Origin of the sequence: Brevibacillus choshinensis, assembly GCF_016811915.1 — a bacterium.
GTDB classification, from domain to species: Bacteria; Bacillota; Bacilli; order Brevibacillales; family Brevibacillaceae; genus Brevibacillus; species Brevibacillus choshinensis_A.
Map to the genome: position 1 here is coordinate 4,397,827 of NZ_CP069127.1, position 18,522 is coordinate 4,416,348.

The following is an 18,522-nucleotide window of genomic DNA, read 5'->3' on the forward strand; positions in this document are numbered from 1 at the left end:
CTTTACGTTGTCCGTTCTCCATTACGGGCTCAGTATTCCTTTCAGCTTTTGATTGTCGGCAAGAATGTTTCTCGCCTTGCTCACGAAGGAAACTTTCTTGGCAGCATCCTTGTTTAACTGAATGATTTTTTGGACGAAGGTCAGGGGATGATTGACGCAAAAGTCTTCGTCAAAAATGTCTACGGAATAGCCGACCGTGCTTTCCTTGGTCGCGAGTACCGGGATCCCTTTCATGATCCCTTCGAGTATCTTGATTTTCGCGCCGCCTCCCAATGTGTTCGGTACGATGAGAAAATCGCAGCTGCGAATGTACTCATCCACAGAGGGAACAGCCCCTGTCACAACGATTTGCTCCGAATGGTACTTTTGAATCCGTGGGCTGGGATCACGCCCCACCACGTATAGCCGGTAGCGATCATCCTCCTTGACGAGCTCCTGAAAGACATTTTCAATAAACCAGACAGCCCCGACCACATTGGGATACCATTCCATGCTCCCCAGGAGCAGTAGATTGTAGGAGGGGTGTTCTACTTGCTCTCTCTCCTTGATCGCCGGGTAATTGTAGTAGGGTGGAATCACATGAATGCGATCGGCTGCCTTTCCCATTTGGGCAATAATCCTCTTGTCCTCCTCGGAAATGACCCAGATCTCATCCACTGTGTGAATCGCATGGTACTCCAGCCTTTTGATTCCACGATTGAGCAAGCGCAGCTTCCATTTATCTTTGCTGCGCGACTGGTACTTGATTTCTTCGCGTGCGTTCAAATGCTCGATATTGTGTTGGATCAGCACGAGCTTGGTTCGCTTTCGATCGATATGCTTTTGAATCGTGTCGTAGAGAAAAAACATGCGCAAGTGATCGAGAATGATGACGTCGTAGTGAGTCTCTGCCAAGAGAGCATCCGCTTCCTCGATCATTCGGGGCAAATATTTTTGAGTGCTGTCTCCGTACAGAAGAATTTTCTTGTAGTTCTCCCATTTTTTCGGTCGATACGGTACCAGCCTCATTTGCCGAAAGAGTGTGGAAAAGTAACGATACTCCTCCGTATTCGCATCGGTCTCCTCGTATTGGAAGGAGAGCACGTCAATCGAGCTGTCAGGACTGGCGATTCTCTCTAAGATTCCGAGTGAATAGATGGCATCACCCGAATTTACCGGAAACAGCTTTCCCGAAATGTACAATACGTGTTTTCCCATAGTTATCGCATCCTCAACTGATTTCGAAATGTTAGACATCGTTTGAGAAAAGTCTTGCCTCTGTACATTCGCAAAAGCATGGGATACTGCCTCAGGATCTCGTAGCGCTGCCGAAACAATTCTTGTCTGTGCCGATCACTGACCCCGCCGCCTTCGTACGTACATATGATTTGATCCACCTTTTCAAAAATGTCCTTATTCCTGCGCATTTCCAAGACAGCTTTGAAGTCTGCCGAGATGGAATAGCTGCAATCATACAAAACTCGGCGATGAAGCCTGGTCGCAAACAGAATCGATTGGTGGCAGATCATTTGCGTGCTCAAATAAAAATCACTGAGCTTGTCGGGTTGCAAACAGACTTGGCCATCGCGATGGATGTTGCCGTATAAATGACTCTCCCCTCTTCGTCCGGGCAGACTCGCGTCCAGTACCACTCGATTGTAAAAAACGTCACCTGCGTTCATATACATGACGTAATCACTGTCAGGAGAGACAAGGGAGAGGCCTTTGTTCATCGCATCGTATATACCGTTATCCGGCTCGGAAACCATCTTGTCGATCATATGGCGATAGCGCTCTACGATGGCCAGCGTCCCGTCTGTAGATCCCCCGTCGATAATCACATACTCCTTATTGCGGTACGTTTGGTCCATAACGCTTTGAATCGTAGCCTCCAAACGTCGGCCAGCCTGATACGTAACGGTGATGATGCTGATTTTGGGCAAATGCTGCCCTTTCATTCGCGCTCCTCCTTTCCTGCCAGATCCCCATGCAGATGAATCCCTTTCATGTAGCCGATAAAGAAGAAGAATAATGTCACGTAGGTATACGAGGCGATCAGTGTCGGCTCGACCATCATCGCCACCAAGAAGGATACCGAAATGCCGATGACGCCATACGATTGATGCGGCTTGTTTTTGAGGAAAGAAAGCAGATAGGGAACATGCTTCAGCTGAATGAGTAGCAGCAGCAGCATCGGGATCACCCCGACATACCATCCGACGTCGAGCCACAGATTATGGGCGTAGTCGAAGGGCGAGAAGTCGGTTTTCGCGCCTCCCATCGGGTGCTCGACCAAACCGACCAACCCTTTGTACCAAAGCTCGTATCGGGGCGTATCCAGCCCTTCGCTGATCAATCGCTCCATGAACGGATTATCGAATAAGCTCTTGGTTTCCGAAAAATCAACAAAAAACAGATTCAGTGGCATCAGACAAAACAAAACGATGAGCACCACAAGCTTCTTATGTGTCAGTCTCATCCGGTTCACGTACATGAGTGTGGCGAGCGAAAAAGCCAGCACGCCCGCATAGATCGGGCTTCGGTTTTGCAGCATCAGATTAAAAAAGATGCCCGTACACGCAAGGCCAAGAAAACACACTTTGGCAAACCAGTTGATTCGGCTGTAGATCACGGAAATCAAACAAATACTCAAGGAAAAGAAGATCCCAATTATGGGGCCGTTGATCGTACCCCCATTCCAAAAAGATGGGACGGCCCGCTCAGTAATCAAATAGTTGTTGCTCGATACTTCTCCCAAGTGATTCCATACGTAGCTGGCGGTTGACAACAGTCCGTAGGAAAACAATCCCCCTACCGTCACAGCGATGACCACGCTGATATTCGTGAAGTTCTGTGCCAGAAAATAGCCGATGATATAGGCCAGTGTCATATTGGCAATGAGAAAGATCATCTTGCTTTCCATCCAGTCATCCTCTGAGGTGATTTCAAATAGAACACACATGGTGTAATAGAGGAAGGCAAACAAAAAGACGAGCGAGGCATCAACCAGGAAGGAAACAGTCAATTTCGTGTGCTTCAAAAAGTATATCAGCGGCAAGCAAGGGATCAGGCAGATGAGAGACAGATTGGGGATGCTGGTTCCATAGAGGAATACAGAGATCAGCAGTAAATAGGTGGCTAGCTTGTAGGTCGTTGCCTCTTTCCGGGAGGACAGACTCCCGGACTGGCTTCTGGAAATGATGATAAATGTGTCCCTCACATGAATCCCCCCAAGAAACGCTCATGTTCTATGGCCCGACAATCAATTGCTGCTGTTTGAGAAACCAGTCGAACGTCTTCTGGATCCCCTCTTCCAACGCCGTTCTGGCTCGCCAACCCAAACGATCCATTTTGGATACGTCCAGCCATTTTCGCGGGGTTCCGTCCGGCATATCCGGCTTAAAGACGATCTCCCCCGAATAGCCGACGATCCGCTTGATCATCGTAGCCAGCTCGCCAATCTCTATATCGATTCCAGTACCGATATTGACGAATGGAGCAGTATCCGTCCGATCAAAGGATTTCATTAAATAGAGGCATGCATCTGCCAGATCATCGACAAACAAGAACTCTCTGCGCGGTTTTCCGGTTCCCCATACCTCAACTTTTGGCGCCTTATGAACAGTGGCTTCATGGATCTTGCGCAGGAGCGCTGGCAAAACGTGCGAGCTTTCGAGATCAAAATTGTCGTAGGGTCCGTACAGGTTCGTTGGCATCACTGCCAAAAAGTTGGAGCCGTATTGACGATTGTAGGCTTCACACATTTTGATTCCGGCGATTTTGGCAAGTGCGTATGGTTCGTTGGTTGGCTCGAGCTCTCCACAGAGCAAATACTCCTCTCGAATCGGCTGCGGTGCAAATTTGGGATAGATGCATGAGCTTCCCAAAAACAACAGCTTTTTCACTCCAAACACGTGCGCAGCGTGAATGACGTTGGTCTGGATCGTCAGGTTTTGATAGAGAAAGTCAGCGGGATACTGCACATTCGCCAGAATTCCCCCCACCTTGGCAGCTGCCAAGAACACATACTCCGGCCGCTCTTGTGCAAAAAAACGGGTAACGGACTCTTGATCTAGCAAATCGAGCTCGTCGCGAGTTCGAACCATGACATGCTCAAACCCTTGCGCTTCCAGCGTCCTTTTGATCGCTGATCCGACAAGCCCGCGATGACCAGCTACAAATATGCGTGCGCGTAGATCCACTTATAGATACTCCCCTTTCGAGCGAACTTGCAGCTGGGATATGATTTTTCTCAATCGGAATGGAACGAGAATTGCCTTGGTCTGCATTGTTCCAGTCTGATAAAGCGGCCGAAAAAAGTAACAAGAACCATGCGTCTGAAACCAGTAGGAGAACAGCGAGGCAACCGTCGCTCCCATCGCGCCGTATCTGGGGATCAGCAGGAAATTCAGCAGAACGTTCAGAACGCAGCCCATAAACGACGTGATAAATTGCCACTTGGTATAGTTCATCGTGTTGAGGAACGATGTGCGGGCAACGCCAAGATTGACAAACAATCCGATCCAAATGTAGCAGATTAATAAAGAGGAGGCTGTCTTGTATTCCTGACCAAAAAATGAAACGAGAAAGGGAGCGAAGAAGGTCATTGCAATCGCCACGATGTATCCGATGAAAGCCATGACATCGTACAGATTCTGCAGCCGTTCATAAAAAACTTCATCGCTGATTTGCTTCGACTGGACAATGCTGGGATACGTAGAGGATACGATCGCCAGCGGAACAAAATACCACATTTCTCCCAAGCGGACGACCACGGAATAAATACCCAGCTCGTGATCTCCTACCATATCCCCAATCATGATCTGGTCAATGCGCATATAGATCAGAATAGCCAAACTGGACAAGATCAGCGGCCAGCTGTCTTTCAGCATCTCTATTGCGCAGCCCAGGGATACGCGCCATTTTCGCACGTAATTTCCGTGAACACGGTACCCGATCAAAAGACCAATCATGATGATGACTGCTTCCGCCATCCCTGCATAGGCAAAGGCAATGAGCGGCGCATGCAGAACGATCAAGACGACCTTCAGCATCGAAATGAGGAAGAACGACGTCGCGTAAGTATACACCTTTACTTTGGCATTTACTTGAGATTGAAACCAGTAATCGATCGTATCGAACGATTGGAGAATCATGCCCATCGCTACCAACGCCACCATCCATTGCATATAGTGATCCTCGGGACGAAGAACGGTAATCAACGCAATGGTCAAAACGATGGTAGATAGGGAGCCAAAAAGCTTCAGGACGAATGTACTGCCTAGTATCTCGTCTTTTCGCTCCGGCTGCCTGACGATATTACGAACGACAATCCCCTCGAGTCCTAAGGTCGCTACTGTCGAAAATAGCGCCACAAACGATTGAGCGTAGTTCAACTGTCCGAATTGCTCGGGACCGAGGTATCGAGCGATTGCAATCCCGACAAAAAAAGAGATGATCATACGAAAAATACGCTCCACGGCCAGCCAGCTCGAACTGATCACAATCTTCTTCAGGGCCTGACTCCTGTTTACCAGGTTCATAATGGAAAGCACGAAGACACGCCATTTCTGAATCATAGGGTTAAGAGAATCTCTTTGTTTGCTGCTTCCAGATCCGCACGTACCATGGAACTAACAAGCTCGTCAAACGTGAATTCCGGACTCCAGCCCAGGATATCCTTCGCCTTTTGCGGATTGCCCAGGAGCAGATCCACTTCCGTTGGCCGGAAATACTGAGGATCCACTTGAACGATTACCTTTCCTGTCTGGGCATGAATCCCGACTTCCTCGACACCTTGCCCCTGCCACTCCAGCTCAATGCCGCTCTCTCGGAAGGCAAGCTCGACAAACTCCCTGACGGAATGGGTCTCTCCTGTCGCGATCACAAAATCGTCCGGTACATCCTGCTGTAGCATCAGCCACATCGCTTTGACGTAATCCTTGGCATAGCCCCAGTCTCGTTTGGCGTCTAAATTGCCGAGGTACAATCGATCCTGCAAGCCCAGACGGATACGAGCCGCAGCTCGGGTAATCTTGCGAGTGACGAATGTTTCACCTCGCAGTGGAGATTCGTGATTAAAGAGAATGCCGTTGCAGGCGAACATTTGGTAAGCCTCTCGATAATTCACCGTTATCCAGTACGCGTAGAGCTTGGCTGCAGCATATGGGCTGCGCGGGTAAAAAGGCGTCGTTTCGCACTGCGGCACTTCCTGCACCAATCCGTACAGCTCGCTGGTAGACGCTTGATAAAATTTCGTTTTTTCGCTCAGGCCCAGTATGCGAATCGCTTCCAACAAGCGGAGAGTCCCGATCCCATCAGCGTTGGCGGTATATTCCGGCGTTTCGAATGACACTTTCACATGGCTCTGGGCTGCCAAGTTGTAGATCTCATCTGGCTGTACCTCTTGGATGATTCGGATGAGATTCGTCGAGTCCGTCAAATCGCCATAGTGGAGAAAAAACCGACTATTCTCGTCATGCCTGTCTTGGTAGAGGTGATCAATCCGGTCAGTATTGAAGGAGGATGCCCTCCGTTTGACTCCATGGACTTCGTACCCTTTTTCAAGTAAAAACTCCGATAAGTAAGCACCGTCTTGACCTGTAACCCCTGTAACCAACGCTACTTTTTTCATCTGGTGGATCTCTCCTTTATCCGAGAGCGGATTTACTCATGATCCGCTGCTTTTGCAAAACCCTGGATTTTTTGTATTGACTGTAGGAATCGAACAAGAGTACAAAAGCAATGGAAAGGAAGAATCCGACGACAAACGCCATAATGATGTTCAAAATCGGCCTGGGGTAGACAGGGTAGGGATTATCCGATACCTTCGCTTCCGAAATGACCTGGATATTGTCGATCTTCATGATATCTCTGATCTCTTCCACTGAAATTTTGGACAACGTGTTGGCGATTTCAACTGCGGTTACTGTGGACGGGTCTCGAACCGTAATTTCGATCACCTGAGACGATTTCACGGGCTTGACCGCTATTTTGCTGTCCAACTCACTTGTTGATAACCGCAGCTTCATGGCGATCATTGTCTTTTCAAGCACCCGTGGGCTTTTGATCATGACTTGATAGGTGTCCATCAATTTGATGCTGGTTTGGATATCGTTGAAATCGATTTGCCTTGACTCCTCGGGTTCCACAGCAGTGTTCGGCATCACCAGTAGCTCCACTGTTGCCCCATACACCGGAGTGATGTAATAGTAGCTGTAGATACCGACGGCAGATGTGACAACGGTGGTAAATACAATGACAATCCAGAGACGTCGCCAGATCATGTCAAATAGATCTCGTACTTTCATATGCCCTCCTGGACTCCCAACTTATTCGTTCTTTTTAAAGAACGATTTTCTTATAGTTTACCTCAAATATTCTCAAAAGGGAACAGACATATTCGTGTAGGAATCAGCAAAATTCCTTACTACATTTAGAATTTCGACAGAATGCTTCGATAAAATCCCACACTACCGGACGTTCTCTATGACGAATATTTTGAAGATCCCTCATCTTGGTTTTTTGTCCAGGCATCTTTCCATGATTTCAATATTTCTTTGCTGATTCCCGACTCTTTCATGTCGCGGATCAATTCCACCCACTCATGGTCAAAAGGGATATTCCCGTCCTGACGATCATGAACATAGCGTACCAGGCTTTCCAAATCCATATCCAATACCGTCGATATTTTCTCCAGAACCTGTATGGATGGATTCGTCTTGATCCCTCGCTCCAAGGCGTTTACGTACGATTTTGTCACCCCTGCTCTATCTGCGAGCTCCGACATGGAGATCCCTTTTCTTGTTCGCAATTCCTGTATGGATTTCCCCAGCAATGATTAGCGCTCCCTTCATACCCACGCACTGTTTTTTTCAATTTCCTCCCATGTCATGTAAATTCGGATAATGTCTTCTTCTACGAGGGATTGCCCAGTTTGTACCTCGATGAACTCGAGATCGGTCAACGCCTTGATCGCGTGCTTCGCTTCTACGGGAATTTTGAGCACATCGCCGACCTTTACAGGGAAAATTTTATCGTTCAAGCAAAAGATCCCTTCGCCTCGTATGATCGTCCAAACCTCACTGCGCATGTGGTGCAGCTGATAGCTCAGATTTTTGCCTGCCGTTACGCCAATCCGCTTGGTCAACACTTCGCTGCCATCCAGTGATTTCGCATGATCCAGGACCTTGTACCATCCCCATCTGCGCTCCTCAAACATTGGTCTGGTTCCAATATCCTTTACCCACTCCTTCACCATATGGCTGACCGATTTCTCGGAAATCAGGATTCCGTCTGGGCTCGCAGCGACAATTGCATTGGACAATCCGAGAACAACAACCGGAATGTCCAGTTCATTTACCAGGTGAGTCGAGCAGGAGCTCTCGTCCACAAGACCCTTTCCTACCTGATTGGCCGCCATTTGATCCGTGAGTGTATTCCATGTCCCTAGGTCACTCCAGCTACCCTGATAAGGTAGGACTGCAATCCGATTCGTTTTCTCCACGAACTCGTAGTCAAAGCTGATGGCTGACAGCGATTGATAGTGCCGGAGCAGCTCTTCGAAATGAATCGGGATTCCCCGATCGATCAGACTCGCAATCATCGTTTCCAAACGGAAGGCAAACACGCCGCAATTCCATAGCGCGTCCTGTGCAATCAATTCCTTCGCGGCATCTCTCGTCGGTTTTTCCGTAAAGCGGTTTACTTGGTAGTACGCCCTATCCTCCTGATGAGCGAAGGGTACGATGTAGCCGTACTTTTCGGACGGGTATGTCGGCTCTACGCCAATCAAGGCGAGCTCTGCCTCTGAATCGTCCAAGACTTCCTCCAATTTCTTTATCCTCTCGAAAAACTCATCCTCCACGTATGCGTCGACCGGCATCACGACACATATTTCCTGCATGCTGATTTCCTTCATCGAGTACAAATAGACCGCCGCCAGCGCTATCGCGGGGAAGGTATCTCTTCGCTGCGGTTCGACCAACAGCTCAACGTCACTCCCGATCTGATTCTGGATCATGTCCACCTGTGTGTAACTGGTTGTAATGATCGAATCTTTCTGCAGATTCGCCGAACGCAACTGCTTCCAAATGCGCTGGAGCATCGATTCCAATTCCCCCTGCTCGTTTTGCAGGAGTCTTAGAAACTGTTTGGACCTAGCGTCATTGGACAGCGGCCACAGCCTTTTTCCTGAACCGCCTGATAAGAGAATCAGCTTCATGGGTGTTTCCTCCGTTCATCTGATTTCATTCGTGATTTGCCGTGTTTGCCGTGTCATAATATCCGAATAGCCGCAGCAGTTTCTTCTTATTCTCATCATTGTCAAAGGACACACCTGCAGCTTGCTCCCTCTGCAGCACAACGCGAATGGTCTGGAGCAGGATTTTGATATCGAGGACAAACGAATAGGTTTTGACGTACAAAATATCAAAACGGAGTTTGTCTTCTACTTTTGTACTGTAATTTGCGAGGATCTGAGCCAGGCCCGTAATTCCCGGTTTGACTGACAAGCGGTAGGAGTAGTCAGGGAGGATCTCTTGAAACTGCCGGATGAAATAAGGACGCTCCGGCCTTGGACCAACGAGGCTCATCTCTCCCTTCAGCACATTGAACAGCTGGGGAATTTCATCCAGACGCGTCGAACGCATGAAGGCGCCGACTCTTGTAATCCGTGGATCTTTTGCTGTAGCCAGTACGGGTCCCGTCGTATTTTCCGCATCCACCACCATGCTGCGGAATTTGTAAATCAAGTAGGATCTCCCCGCCTCTCCCAATCGTTCCTGCTTGAAAATAGCAGGCCCAGGGGAAGTAAGCTTGATGAGCACGCAGAGCACCAGCATGACCGGTGATAGACAGAGAATCATGAGTCCAGACACTGCAATATCAAAGCTGCGTTTCACCAGCAGTTTTTTCGGGGCAAATTTCGGCGGTTGAATCGACATCACCAGTAGATCATCAATTTGCTGCAGCTCCGACTCCATGGCGAGAAGCTCGACCATTTCCGGAACCACCATCACTTCTTTTTGGTGCTTGATACACAAGCTGATGATGTCTGCCTTGTCTTCCCGATTTAGACTGCCTCCCAGCAGCACAATATCCACGTCCGACATGCTTTTATGCAAGAACCTTTTGCTGTGGGCAGGCAGGAAGCCGTGGATAATAAACCATCCCTTGCAATGATTCATGCACTTTTCTGCAAGCAGCACCCCATTTTCGATCGTGTCTCCAATGATCAGCACCTTCTTGCTGCCATGCTTTTTTCTCTCCATATGCCACAGGAGGGAACGGCTGACCCCCAGAACGATAATCTGCAAGAAGGTCGCGAAGAGGATCACGCTTCTCGGGAACGAAAAGCCTTTGCCCAAATACGTCAGTGACATGGTCATAATCATCACCAGCAAAAGTGACAGCGTGATCGTATAAACCAGATGATGCAGGCTTTTTCGCTTCCAGTCGGAGTACAGGTCAAACATGTAAAAGGCGATCAGACACAGAATCGATATCCAGGGAAACAAGGTCAGATACGGTTTGACGTTTCGCAGCGGAACATCAAACGAAAATCGAGACAGAAAGGAAATCGCATAGCACGCATTCAGTAAACCAACGTCGAGTAAAGCCAGCAGTAAAAGACGAAGCTTCAGCCTGTTGCCACTCATAGGTTCCTCCTGCTTATTTCGATGGAATCGTCAGCTGCTGACAATGGACATTTTGTTCCGAACATAATGAATGGTCTGGAGCAAGCCTCTATGCAAGGAGACTTGAGGTTCCCATTGCAGCACCTCTCTGGTCCTTTCATTGTTCAAGCAGCTGTCTCGAATATCGCCTTCTCGGGCAGGCATGTAGACCGGCGCGATCCGGATGGACATCATCTCGTTCAACAGCTCGACCAGATCATTGATGCTCAATGCCTGGCTAGTCGCTACGTTCAACACCTCTCTGTCACCAGCTGACAAGGCTGCTACGTTTGCAGCCGCTACATCTTCCACGTGGATAAAATCTCTCGTTTGCAATCCGTCGCCGTAGATTTGAGGAGGTGTGTTTTGCAGCATTTTCAGAACGAAGTTGGGAATGACCCCCCCTTCTCCCGCAAGCTCCTGTCTCTCACCGTACACGTTGGCATAGCGCAAAATCGTGTAGTTCAGACCGTACTGTTCGGAGAAAACGCCAATGTACTGTTCAGGTGTGTATTTGGATATTCCGTAGCAGGACAAGGGCTGAATAGGATGTGTCTCGTTGATGGAAGTGGTGTGAGGCTTTCCGTAAACAGCTGCTGAGGATGCGTAAATAAACTTTTGTATGCTGTGCAAAACGGAGCATTCTAACAGCCGGAGCGTCCCGATGATATTGACGATCGCATCATGAAGGGGGGCATGCATCGACTGGCGCACATCGACTTGGGCCGCTTGGTGGATCACGGCATCCGGCTTTTCTTGTTCGAAAATCTGTTCCAGTGCATGACTCGTAATATCGCACGGATAGAACGTGGCTGACGGATGAACCTGATGTCTTCTACCAGTCGAAAGATTGTCTACCACGATAACCTGCAGATTATCTGCGATGAGTCGATCCACAATATGTGAACCGATAAAGCCAGCTCCACCCGTCACAAGTACTTTCATGGCTCTCTCCCTTTTTCCTGAAAACTTGTCGTGACCAGCTGTGCGTCAATCCCTCTACCGATCGGATGATATTCGATCCCGAGCCTCGCTAGGGCAGGAGCATCCAGGCAGTTCCTGCCGTCAAACACGACGGACACTTTCATTCGTTGTAGCAGCAGAGCAAACACTGGCATTGTAAATTCAATCCATTCGGTCAAAAGGAAGGCTGCGTCGACACCTTCCAGCGCTTGCTCGGCACTCTCGCACAGTTCTATTTGGGCTGGCAAGAAGTTCCGAGCGTTTTCCATGCTGACCGGATCGTATCCGACAACCTGCGCCCCCCTTTTCAACAAGGCATCTGCAATCGCCAAGGAAGGGGCTTCACGCATATCATCCGTGTCCGGCTTAAAGGAAAGTCCCAGGAGGGCAATCCGCTGTCCGCGCAGATCGCCCAACCGCTTTTCTGCTTTTTCGACTAAACGAAGCTGTTGCATGCGATTGACCCGCTCGACAGCCTGAAGAATCTGAAACGTATAGTCCGACAGCTCTGCCATTCCCATGAGAGCCTTGACGTCCTTGGGAAAGCATGACCCCCCGTAGCCGATGCCAGCTCGCAAAAACTTCTCCCCAATACGCTGATCCATTCCCATTCCCCGCGCGACATCCTCGATGGTCGCCCCTAGCCTTTCGCACAGATTGGCAATTTCATTGATGAAGCTGATCTTGGTTGCAAGAAAGGCATTGGATGCGTATTTGATCATCTCGGCACTGCGGATATCGGTGTGCAGAAACGGAATGTGCAAAGGCCGATAAAGTGCCTCCAGCGTGTTTGCTACCCCCTCTCCTGCTGCCCCGATGACAATTCTGTCTCCATGAAAGGTATCGTAGACAGCGGAGCCTTCCCGTAAAAACTCTGGATTGGAGGCCATCTGGATGGATACGGGATGACACTGCTCTTCTGCAATGATCTGTGAAAGAAAATGGTTCGTCCCAACCGGTACCGTACTTTTGATGACCACGATAACGTCGTGATTGACCGTCCGTCCAATGTTGCGGGCGACTTCAATCAGCGCACGCAAATCTGGCAAACCGTCAATTCCTTGGGGAGTGCCCACGGCGATGATAATCACTTCGGCCTGGTCAAATGCCGCTTCGTGATGGATCGTGAACGAGAGGCGCTTCGCATGGACTTGCTCCTGCAGCAATTCATCCAGTCCCGGCTCAAAAAACGGTACCCTTCCTCCCTGCAGCTGTGCGACCTTCTCACGGTCCACATCCACGCACACGACACTATGGCCGATGCTGGCTAGACAAACCCCTGTGACTAGTCCGACGTACCCTGTTCCGACAATGGCCAATTTCATATGTTCTATCCCTCTCTTATCCACGCTGATCCACTCTTTTTCTCCAAGCGTTCCAGCCGTAATGCAAGAAGCACCACGACGCTCGCACAAGACTGAGCTTTTCGATATCCCGGTACAGCCGCCACGTATTTCGGGCTGCTTTCCACTTGTTGCTGGAAATCGACCCTTCCACCTGGCGATACTGGGAGAGCTCCTCCTGAATCCCGTACGCCACATGTCCTGCCCGGAGAATTTGCAGCCACAGCGCCGTATCCTGACGTGTCCGGATGTTTGGCATCTGAACGAGTCCCAGCTTATCTCGATCCAGCATGACGGTAAGGCAGCCAATGATCGTATTTTTCAACAAACCGTTGTAATCGATCTCTTGCGGTATGGTGACCACAAACGGAGTAAGCGTGCCATTTTCCCGAATCATGCGGTACCGGGTGAAGGTAAAGGCAACATCATGATGCTGCATGTAGGTGACCTGCTTTTCCAGCTTTTCGGACAGCCACAGATCATCGCTGTCCAAAAAGGCGAGATATTTTCCTCCTGCGGCGCTAATGCCAGTGTTTCTCGCCACAGCAGCCCCGCTGTTTTTCGGTAATACGATCAGGCGTATACGGGGATCGTGCAGCTCCTCCTGGATCAAGGAGACAGTTTCATCGCTCGAGCAATCGTCAACCAGTATGAGCTCCCAGTACGGGTAGGTCTGCCTTTTCACGGAGTCGATTGTTTCCCTAATGAACCTGGTCGCATTGTAAGTCGGTGTAATCACAGACACCAACGGATGCGCATGTCCTTCCTGAATGGAACGGGCTGGGGACACCGTCATTGTGCGACACCTCTCACCCATGATGGTTTGGTCTGTGAAAGAGACTGATAAAGACTGACCAACTTTTCCGATTCCGCCTCCCAGTTGTACTCATTGATCGTATACGCCATTCCTCTTCGCCCCATCTCTTTTGCAAGCTGTGGCCTATCGTGCATCAAGGTAATCATCTGGGCAATCTCCAGAGCATCCTCCTGATCGACAAAGACACCAGCCCCTACATGTCCCACTTTTTCCCTCCAAGCTGCAAAATTACTAGCGATAAAGGGAATGCCAAACCGTTGGTACTCGAAAATCTTGTTTGGACTTGTTTTTGCGTGATCGCCGATGTCGCAAATAGTGATCAGCCCGACGTCCGCCCGGATGATATAGGCAAATGCCTGTTCTTGGGGCACGCTTCCCATGTAATCTACGTACTTCCAGCCCGCTCGCGCTTTCGCTTCCTCCATCCCTGCCTGATCGTGAACGGGGCCAACGAGCCACAGCCTCGCAGAAACATATTGATTGACGTATTCCATGGCTTTTACCATCTGTATCAGACCCCGACTGCGGCCGATCGTCCCCACATAAATGGCCCGAAATTCCACTGTTCTGGGAATGCTGTGGCTGTATGCGTACGCCCGCTCAATCAGCTCTCCCCTGGAGATCGGTGCATTTTCAAGAACAATGCATTTACTCCCTAAACGCTTTGCGACGTCAGGTTGTGTCGCAATCGATGCGTCAAATACGCGCCCCGCCCAAGCTTCCAGCTTTCCAACTGCCTTTGCGATGTACGTACGCAGCCTCGCTGGAATCCATTCACGCATCAAAATGCGTTGGGTGAAATCCTCGTGCGTATCGTAGATGACCGTCTTGCCCAAGAGCTTCAATAAAAACCCGAGGGGCAGCGTATCGGGATTGTGCAGATGAATGATGGATGCCTTCGTCCTCAAGATCTTTCTGAGCATCAGTGGCTGCAGCAGGAATCGCTGAAGGCGGTTTTTATAACGTGGCACTCCCTCCACTGAAAGCATCTCTCCAGACAATTCCTCGTTCATACCCTCAACTGATCTGGCCAAAAGCACGACTGAATATCCAGCGGAAGCGAGTGCTTTCGCTTCTTTTTGATACACTCTGACATCGGTGGAAACGTGTACGGGTGCAAAAATACAGACTTTCGTAGGAGTTGCCATTCCGTCTTCACGATCATCCTTCCCAACATTTTTCGTTCTTTATAAGGAACCATTTCTTTAAGTATATGCGGCGAAAGGAAATAAAAAAAACGGCTAAAATAGCCGTTTAAGGACGTTTAATCTGTTTTTTTACGTTTTTTGAGCTTTTTCATATCCGTTCTTAAAAAAGAACATTTTAATTACAATAGTCCCAGATCTCAGCGTTTTTTTGGTCTTTTACCGCTGTCCTGTTGTTCTCTTGGTAGCCATCAGCAAAAAGTCCTGGATCTCTTCCTTTGTAATTCCCAGCATTTTCGCCTCCTCGATCAATTTCTTCCACTCTTCGTCCATCTCTTCGATGCCGATCTCTTTAGCGAACATGGCAACGACTCCTCTCGAACATATTGCTCCTTCCTTTGTCCAAATCAGCCTGCGGGTTTCACTATTGGGCAAAATGTTCTTTTCCTGCTATAATGTAAGAATCAGCAAAGAAAAAGGATGATTCTTACATGATTGGGTCACGTATCAAGAAACTGCGTAACGAAAAGGGTATTTCCCTGTCGCAACTAGCGGAACGTGCTGGAGTAGCCAAGTCTTATTTGAGCTCCATCGAGCGTGATATACAATCAAATCCTTCTCTTCAATTCATTGAAAAGATTGCTCAAGTTCTTGATGTTCCCATGAACGTATTGATTGAGAATGACTCTTTGACCGAACATGATCTGGACGATGAGTGGAGCCAATTGGTCTTGGAAGCCATGAGATCCGGTGTTAGCAAGGAAGAATTTCGCGGGTTTCTGGAATTTCAAAAATGGAAGTTGGCACAAAACAAGGAGTAGCCGTCCTTACCTTTTTTGCGAGATGGTTTGCCCCTGCATCCAATTTTCTAAATAGCGCATCAATTGAGTCCGTAATTCGTCGTTTTGCATGGCGAATTCAAGTGTCGTCGTTATAAAACCCAGTTTGTCTCCTACATCGTACCGCACCCCCTCAAACTGATAGGCGTACACGGTCTGTTGTTCGTTCAGACTCTGAATGGCATCTGTCAGCTGAATCTCTCCACCCGCTCCCTTTTCCTGTCTTTCCAATATCTCAAATATCGCGGGCGTCAGAATATACCTGCCCATAATGGCCAGATTGGAGGGCGCTGTTCCTCGCGGAGGCTTTTCAACGAATGCACGCACGCGATACAATCCTCCTTCCTCCGTGACGGGATCGACTACTCCATATCTGGATATATGCTCTTCTGGTACCTCCTGGACTCCTATAACGGAGCAGTTCGTTTGGTCAAATATTTCGGACAGTTGCTTGATGCACGGTATCTCTGAACGGACGATATCGTCACCCAGCAGAACGGCAAATGGTTCATCCCCCACGAATTTTCTCGCACACCAAATGGCATGTCCCAATCCCAGAGGTTCTTTCTGTCGAATGTAATGAATGTTGGCGATCTTGGCTGCGTACCGTACCCGATCCAGCAGATCGAGCTTTTGCTTTTCCAACAAATTATGCTCCAACTCGAACGCTGAGTCGAAGTGATCCTCGATCGCACGTTTCCCTTTTCCCGTCACGATAATGATGTCCTCGATCCCCGCTTCTACCGCTTCTTCCACGATATATTGAATGGTCGGTTTGTCGACGATCGGCAGCATTTCTTTTGGCATGGCTTTGGTCGCTGGCAAGAATCGAGTACCCAGACCTGCCGCCGGAATGATTGCTTTTTTTATGGTTGTCTGCGCCATGTCGTGAACAGCCTCCTAGGAAAAACGGATCAGATCATGCATTGCTCCACGCAGCAGACTTATTTTCTTGTCAGCTTCCTCTTTTGTGTGGGCATTAGTGCTCAGATACACTTTCATTTTGGGCTCCGTACCGGATGGTCGGACCGTCATCCAAGAAGCATCGGCCAAAATGATTTTCATGACGTTTGCTCTTGGGAGAAGGAGTGGTTCCGTCCGTCCCGTTTCCATCACCGTTCTCACTTGCAGCTCGTAGTCCTCAACGACCGATACAGCAATCCCTGCCATTTGAGAGGGAGGATTCTCCCGAAGACCCTCAATGCTCTCCTCCATGTGCAATCGCCCTTCTTTTCCTGTGGCCGTAAAGGAGTGAAGCTCTTCGCGGTAGTAGCCGAACCTGCTGTAGATTTCGTCCAACACCTGGAACAGTCCCTTGCTTTGCTGTTGATAATACAGTGCCATTTCAGCAACTAGAATGGTCATTTGCACCGCATCTTTGTCGCGAACAAAATCTCCTGCCAGATAGCCGTAGCTCTCTTCGTATCCAAAGATGAACGTGTGTGAGCCCGTCTTACAGCACTCTTCTATTTTTTCACCGATATACTTGAATCCTGTGAGTGTATTGAAGGTTTCGACACCATAGCTTTCAGCGATTCTCTCCCCCAGATCTGAGGTAACGATGGTTTTTAGCACCAGGCCCTTTTGAAGCTGCATATCTTTGTCTTTCCCAGCGGATTGTTCAAGGAGATAGGACAAGATCAAAGCTCCCAGTTGATTGCCATTCACCATTTCGTACTTTGTCCCTGTCTTGACCAGGACTCCCAGCCGATCTGCATCCGGATCTGTCGCCATGATTAGGTCGGCCTGCAACTCAGTTGCCAGCTTCAGCGCCAATTCAAACGCTTGAGGCTCCTCTGGATTTGGCGCTTTTACGGTCGGAAAACGAGGATCTGCTGTCGCTTGCTCCTCTACGAGGCATACCTTTGTAAAACCCACCCGCTTCAAGATGTCGGGAATGATCGTTGCCCCCGTTCCATGCAGAGGTGTATAGACGATGGTTAGATCTCCACCCCTTTCCGCTATCAGTTGACGCTGGCAAAGCAGTTGCTCTACTCGCTGGCTGTACGCTTCAATGACATCGTTTCCAATCATGACGATGGACTCTGTATCGCCTTGGGAAAAAAGCTCCTCAATCGATAGCACAAGTGGATCTGAGATGGCCTGAATTTCTTCGTAGATGCCGCGAGCATCCTCTTCCGTAATTTGACCCCCTTCCTGGTTATATACTTTGATTCCGTTGTATTCCGGTGGATTATGACTGGCGGTGAGCACGAGACCCGCGGAGGCTTGGAGATGACGAATGGCAAAGGAGAGCAGTGGAGTCGGAGCAATTTCAGGAAACAGATGAACTTTGATACCTGTGCGGGATAGCAGATCGGACATTTGCTGGGCGAATTCTCTAGAGTACTTACGTGAATCATAGGCAATCGCGACGCCTTGCCTTACCTCTGCCTCCGCCTTTTTGCCGAGATAACGGGCGATTCCCAGAGCAGCCCTGCGAACCGTATAGATATTCAGACGGTTGGTCCCCGCACCTATGACACCCCTCATTCCCCCTGTTCCGAACTCAAGATCCTTGTAAAAGCGTTCTTCAATTTCGGAGCTATCTGATTGAATTTGCTTCAGCTCAGCTAGGAGGTCAGCCGGCATCGATTCGTGCCCCAACCATCGAGTATACTCTTTCCTTGCAGTTTCAATTGGATTCTTTTCCTCATCTCTATTTTGCACGTAGGTCACCTCTGGATTCAGCATCAGCTTCTACGCCATACACCATATTCCAATCGCTACATATTGGGAGGATCGTCGGATAGGCTTATA

At 49.1% G+C, this 18,522-nt stretch carries 18 protein-coding genes; 1 reads left to right on the top strand and 17 read right to left on the bottom strand.

Annotated features, from left to right (window positions below):
• Positions 1-21 precede the first annotated feature (21 nt).
• From JNE38_RS22155 to sinI, 15 genes are all read right to left on the bottom strand, one after another.
• Positions 22-1,197: a glycosyltransferase family 4 protein gene (locus tag JNE38_RS22155; protein ID WP_203353293.1), complete on the bottom strand. Its 1,176-nt coding sequence runs from the start codon at positions 1,195-1,197 to the stop codon at positions 22-24.
• Between the two features lie 2 nt (positions 1,198-1,199).
• On the bottom strand, positions 1,200-1,937 hold the full coding sequence (locus JNE38_RS22160; RefSeq protein ID WP_203353294.1) for a glycosyltransferase family 2 protein: 738 nt from the start codon (positions 1,935-1,937) through the stop codon (positions 1,200-1,202).
• On the bottom strand, positions 1,934-3,199 hold the full coding sequence (locus JNE38_RS22165; protein WP_203353295.1) for a hypothetical protein: 1,266 nt from the start codon (positions 3,197-3,199) through the stop codon (positions 1,934-1,936). Before JNE38_RS22165 ends, JNE38_RS22160 begins: the two co-directional genes overlap by 4 nt.
• Before the next feature lie 28 nt (positions 3,200-3,227).
• Positions 3,228-4,181, bottom strand: coding sequence for a GDP-L-fucose synthase family protein (locus JNE38_RS22170; protein WP_203353296.1), 954 nt, complete (start codon positions 4,179-4,181; stop codon positions 3,228-3,230).
• Entirely contained in the window at positions 4,182-5,558 is a 1,377-nt protein-coding gene (locus JNE38_RS22175; protein WP_203353297.1) for a flippase, read from the bottom strand.
• Positions 5,555-6,613, bottom strand: a complete 1,059-nt coding sequence (gene gmd / locus JNE38_RS22180; RefSeq protein WP_203353298.1) for a GDP-mannose 4,6-dehydratase — start codon at positions 6,611-6,613, stop codon at positions 5,555-5,557. The genes JNE38_RS22175 and gmd overlap by 4 nt, the downstream gene beginning before the upstream one ends.
• Positions 6,614-6,629: 16 nt before the next feature.
• Positions 6,630-7,289, bottom strand: coding sequence for a YveK family protein (locus JNE38_RS22185; RefSeq protein WP_203353299.1), 660 nt, complete (start codon positions 7,287-7,289; stop codon positions 6,630-6,632).
• Positions 7,290-7,465: 176 nt separating this feature from the next.
• Positions 7,466-7,816, bottom strand: coding sequence for an XRE family transcriptional regulator (locus JNE38_RS22190; protein WP_203353300.1), 351 nt, complete (start codon positions 7,814-7,816; stop codon positions 7,466-7,468).
• Positions 7,817-7,831: 15 nt separating this feature from the next.
• The gene (locus JNE38_RS22195; protein ID WP_203353301.1) at positions 7,832-9,202 is read right to left on the bottom strand and encodes a sugar phosphate nucleotidyltransferase; all 1,371 of its coding nucleotides are present in this window, start codon (positions 9,200-9,202) and stop codon (positions 7,832-7,834) included.
• A gap of 25 nt (positions 9,203-9,227) precedes the next feature.
• A complete protein-coding gene (locus tag JNE38_RS22200; protein ID WP_203353302.1) occupies positions 9,228-10,637 on the bottom strand; it encodes a sugar transferase in 1,410 nt (469 codons plus the stop codon).
• 30 nt (positions 10,638-10,667) lie between these two features.
• Positions 10,668-11,600: an NAD-dependent epimerase/dehydratase family protein gene (locus JNE38_RS22205; protein ID WP_203353303.1), complete on the bottom strand. Its 933-nt coding sequence runs from the start codon at positions 11,598-11,600 to the stop codon at positions 10,668-10,670.
• On the bottom strand, positions 11,597-12,943 hold the full coding sequence (locus JNE38_RS22210; protein ID WP_203353304.1) for a UDP-glucose dehydrogenase family protein: 1,347 nt from the start codon (positions 12,941-12,943) through the stop codon (positions 11,597-11,599). The genes JNE38_RS22205 and JNE38_RS22210 overlap by 4 nt, the downstream gene beginning before the upstream one ends.
• 16 nt (positions 12,944-12,959) lie before the next feature.
• Positions 12,960-13,757: a glycosyltransferase family 2 protein gene (locus JNE38_RS22215; protein ID WP_203353305.1), complete on the bottom strand. Its 798-nt coding sequence runs from the start codon at positions 13,755-13,757 to the stop codon at positions 12,960-12,962.
• Positions 13,754-14,926, bottom strand: a complete 1,173-nt coding sequence (locus JNE38_RS22220; protein WP_203353306.1) for a glycosyltransferase — start codon at positions 14,924-14,926, stop codon at positions 13,754-13,756. The genes JNE38_RS22215 and JNE38_RS22220 overlap by 4 nt, the downstream gene beginning before the upstream one ends.
• Before the next feature lie 216 nt (positions 14,927-15,142).
• Complete coding sequence (gene sinI / locus JNE38_RS22225) at positions 15,143-15,286, bottom strand: DNA-binding anti-repressor SinI (protein WP_203353307.1); 144 nt, start codon at positions 15,284-15,286, stop codon at positions 15,143-15,145.
• 128 nt (positions 15,287-15,414) lie between these two features.
• On the opposite strand from sinI, the gene JNE38_RS22230 reads away from it, so the two are divergent.
• On the top strand, positions 15,415-15,744 hold the full coding sequence (locus JNE38_RS22230; RefSeq protein ID WP_203353308.1) for a helix-turn-helix domain-containing protein: 330 nt from the start codon (positions 15,415-15,417) through the stop codon (positions 15,742-15,744).
• Positions 15,745-15,750: 6 nt separating this feature from the next.
• Here JNE38_RS22230 and galU read toward each other — a convergent pair whose 3' ends face one another.
• Together galU and JNE38_RS22240 are read right to left on the bottom strand one after the other, a co-directional pair.
• Positions 15,751-16,647 (bottom strand): UTP--glucose-1-phosphate uridylyltransferase GalU, encoded by an 897-nt coding sequence (gene galU / locus JNE38_RS22235; protein ID WP_203353309.1) that lies wholly within the window; start codon positions 16,645-16,647, stop codon positions 15,751-15,753.
• A 15-nt stretch (positions 16,648-16,662) separates the two neighbouring features.
• Positions 16,663-18,354 (bottom strand): phospho-sugar mutase, encoded by a 1,692-nt coding sequence (locus tag JNE38_RS22240; protein ID WP_203353310.1) that lies wholly within the window; start codon positions 18,352-18,354, stop codon positions 16,663-16,665.
• Positions 18,355-18,522: the final 168 nt, after the last annotated feature.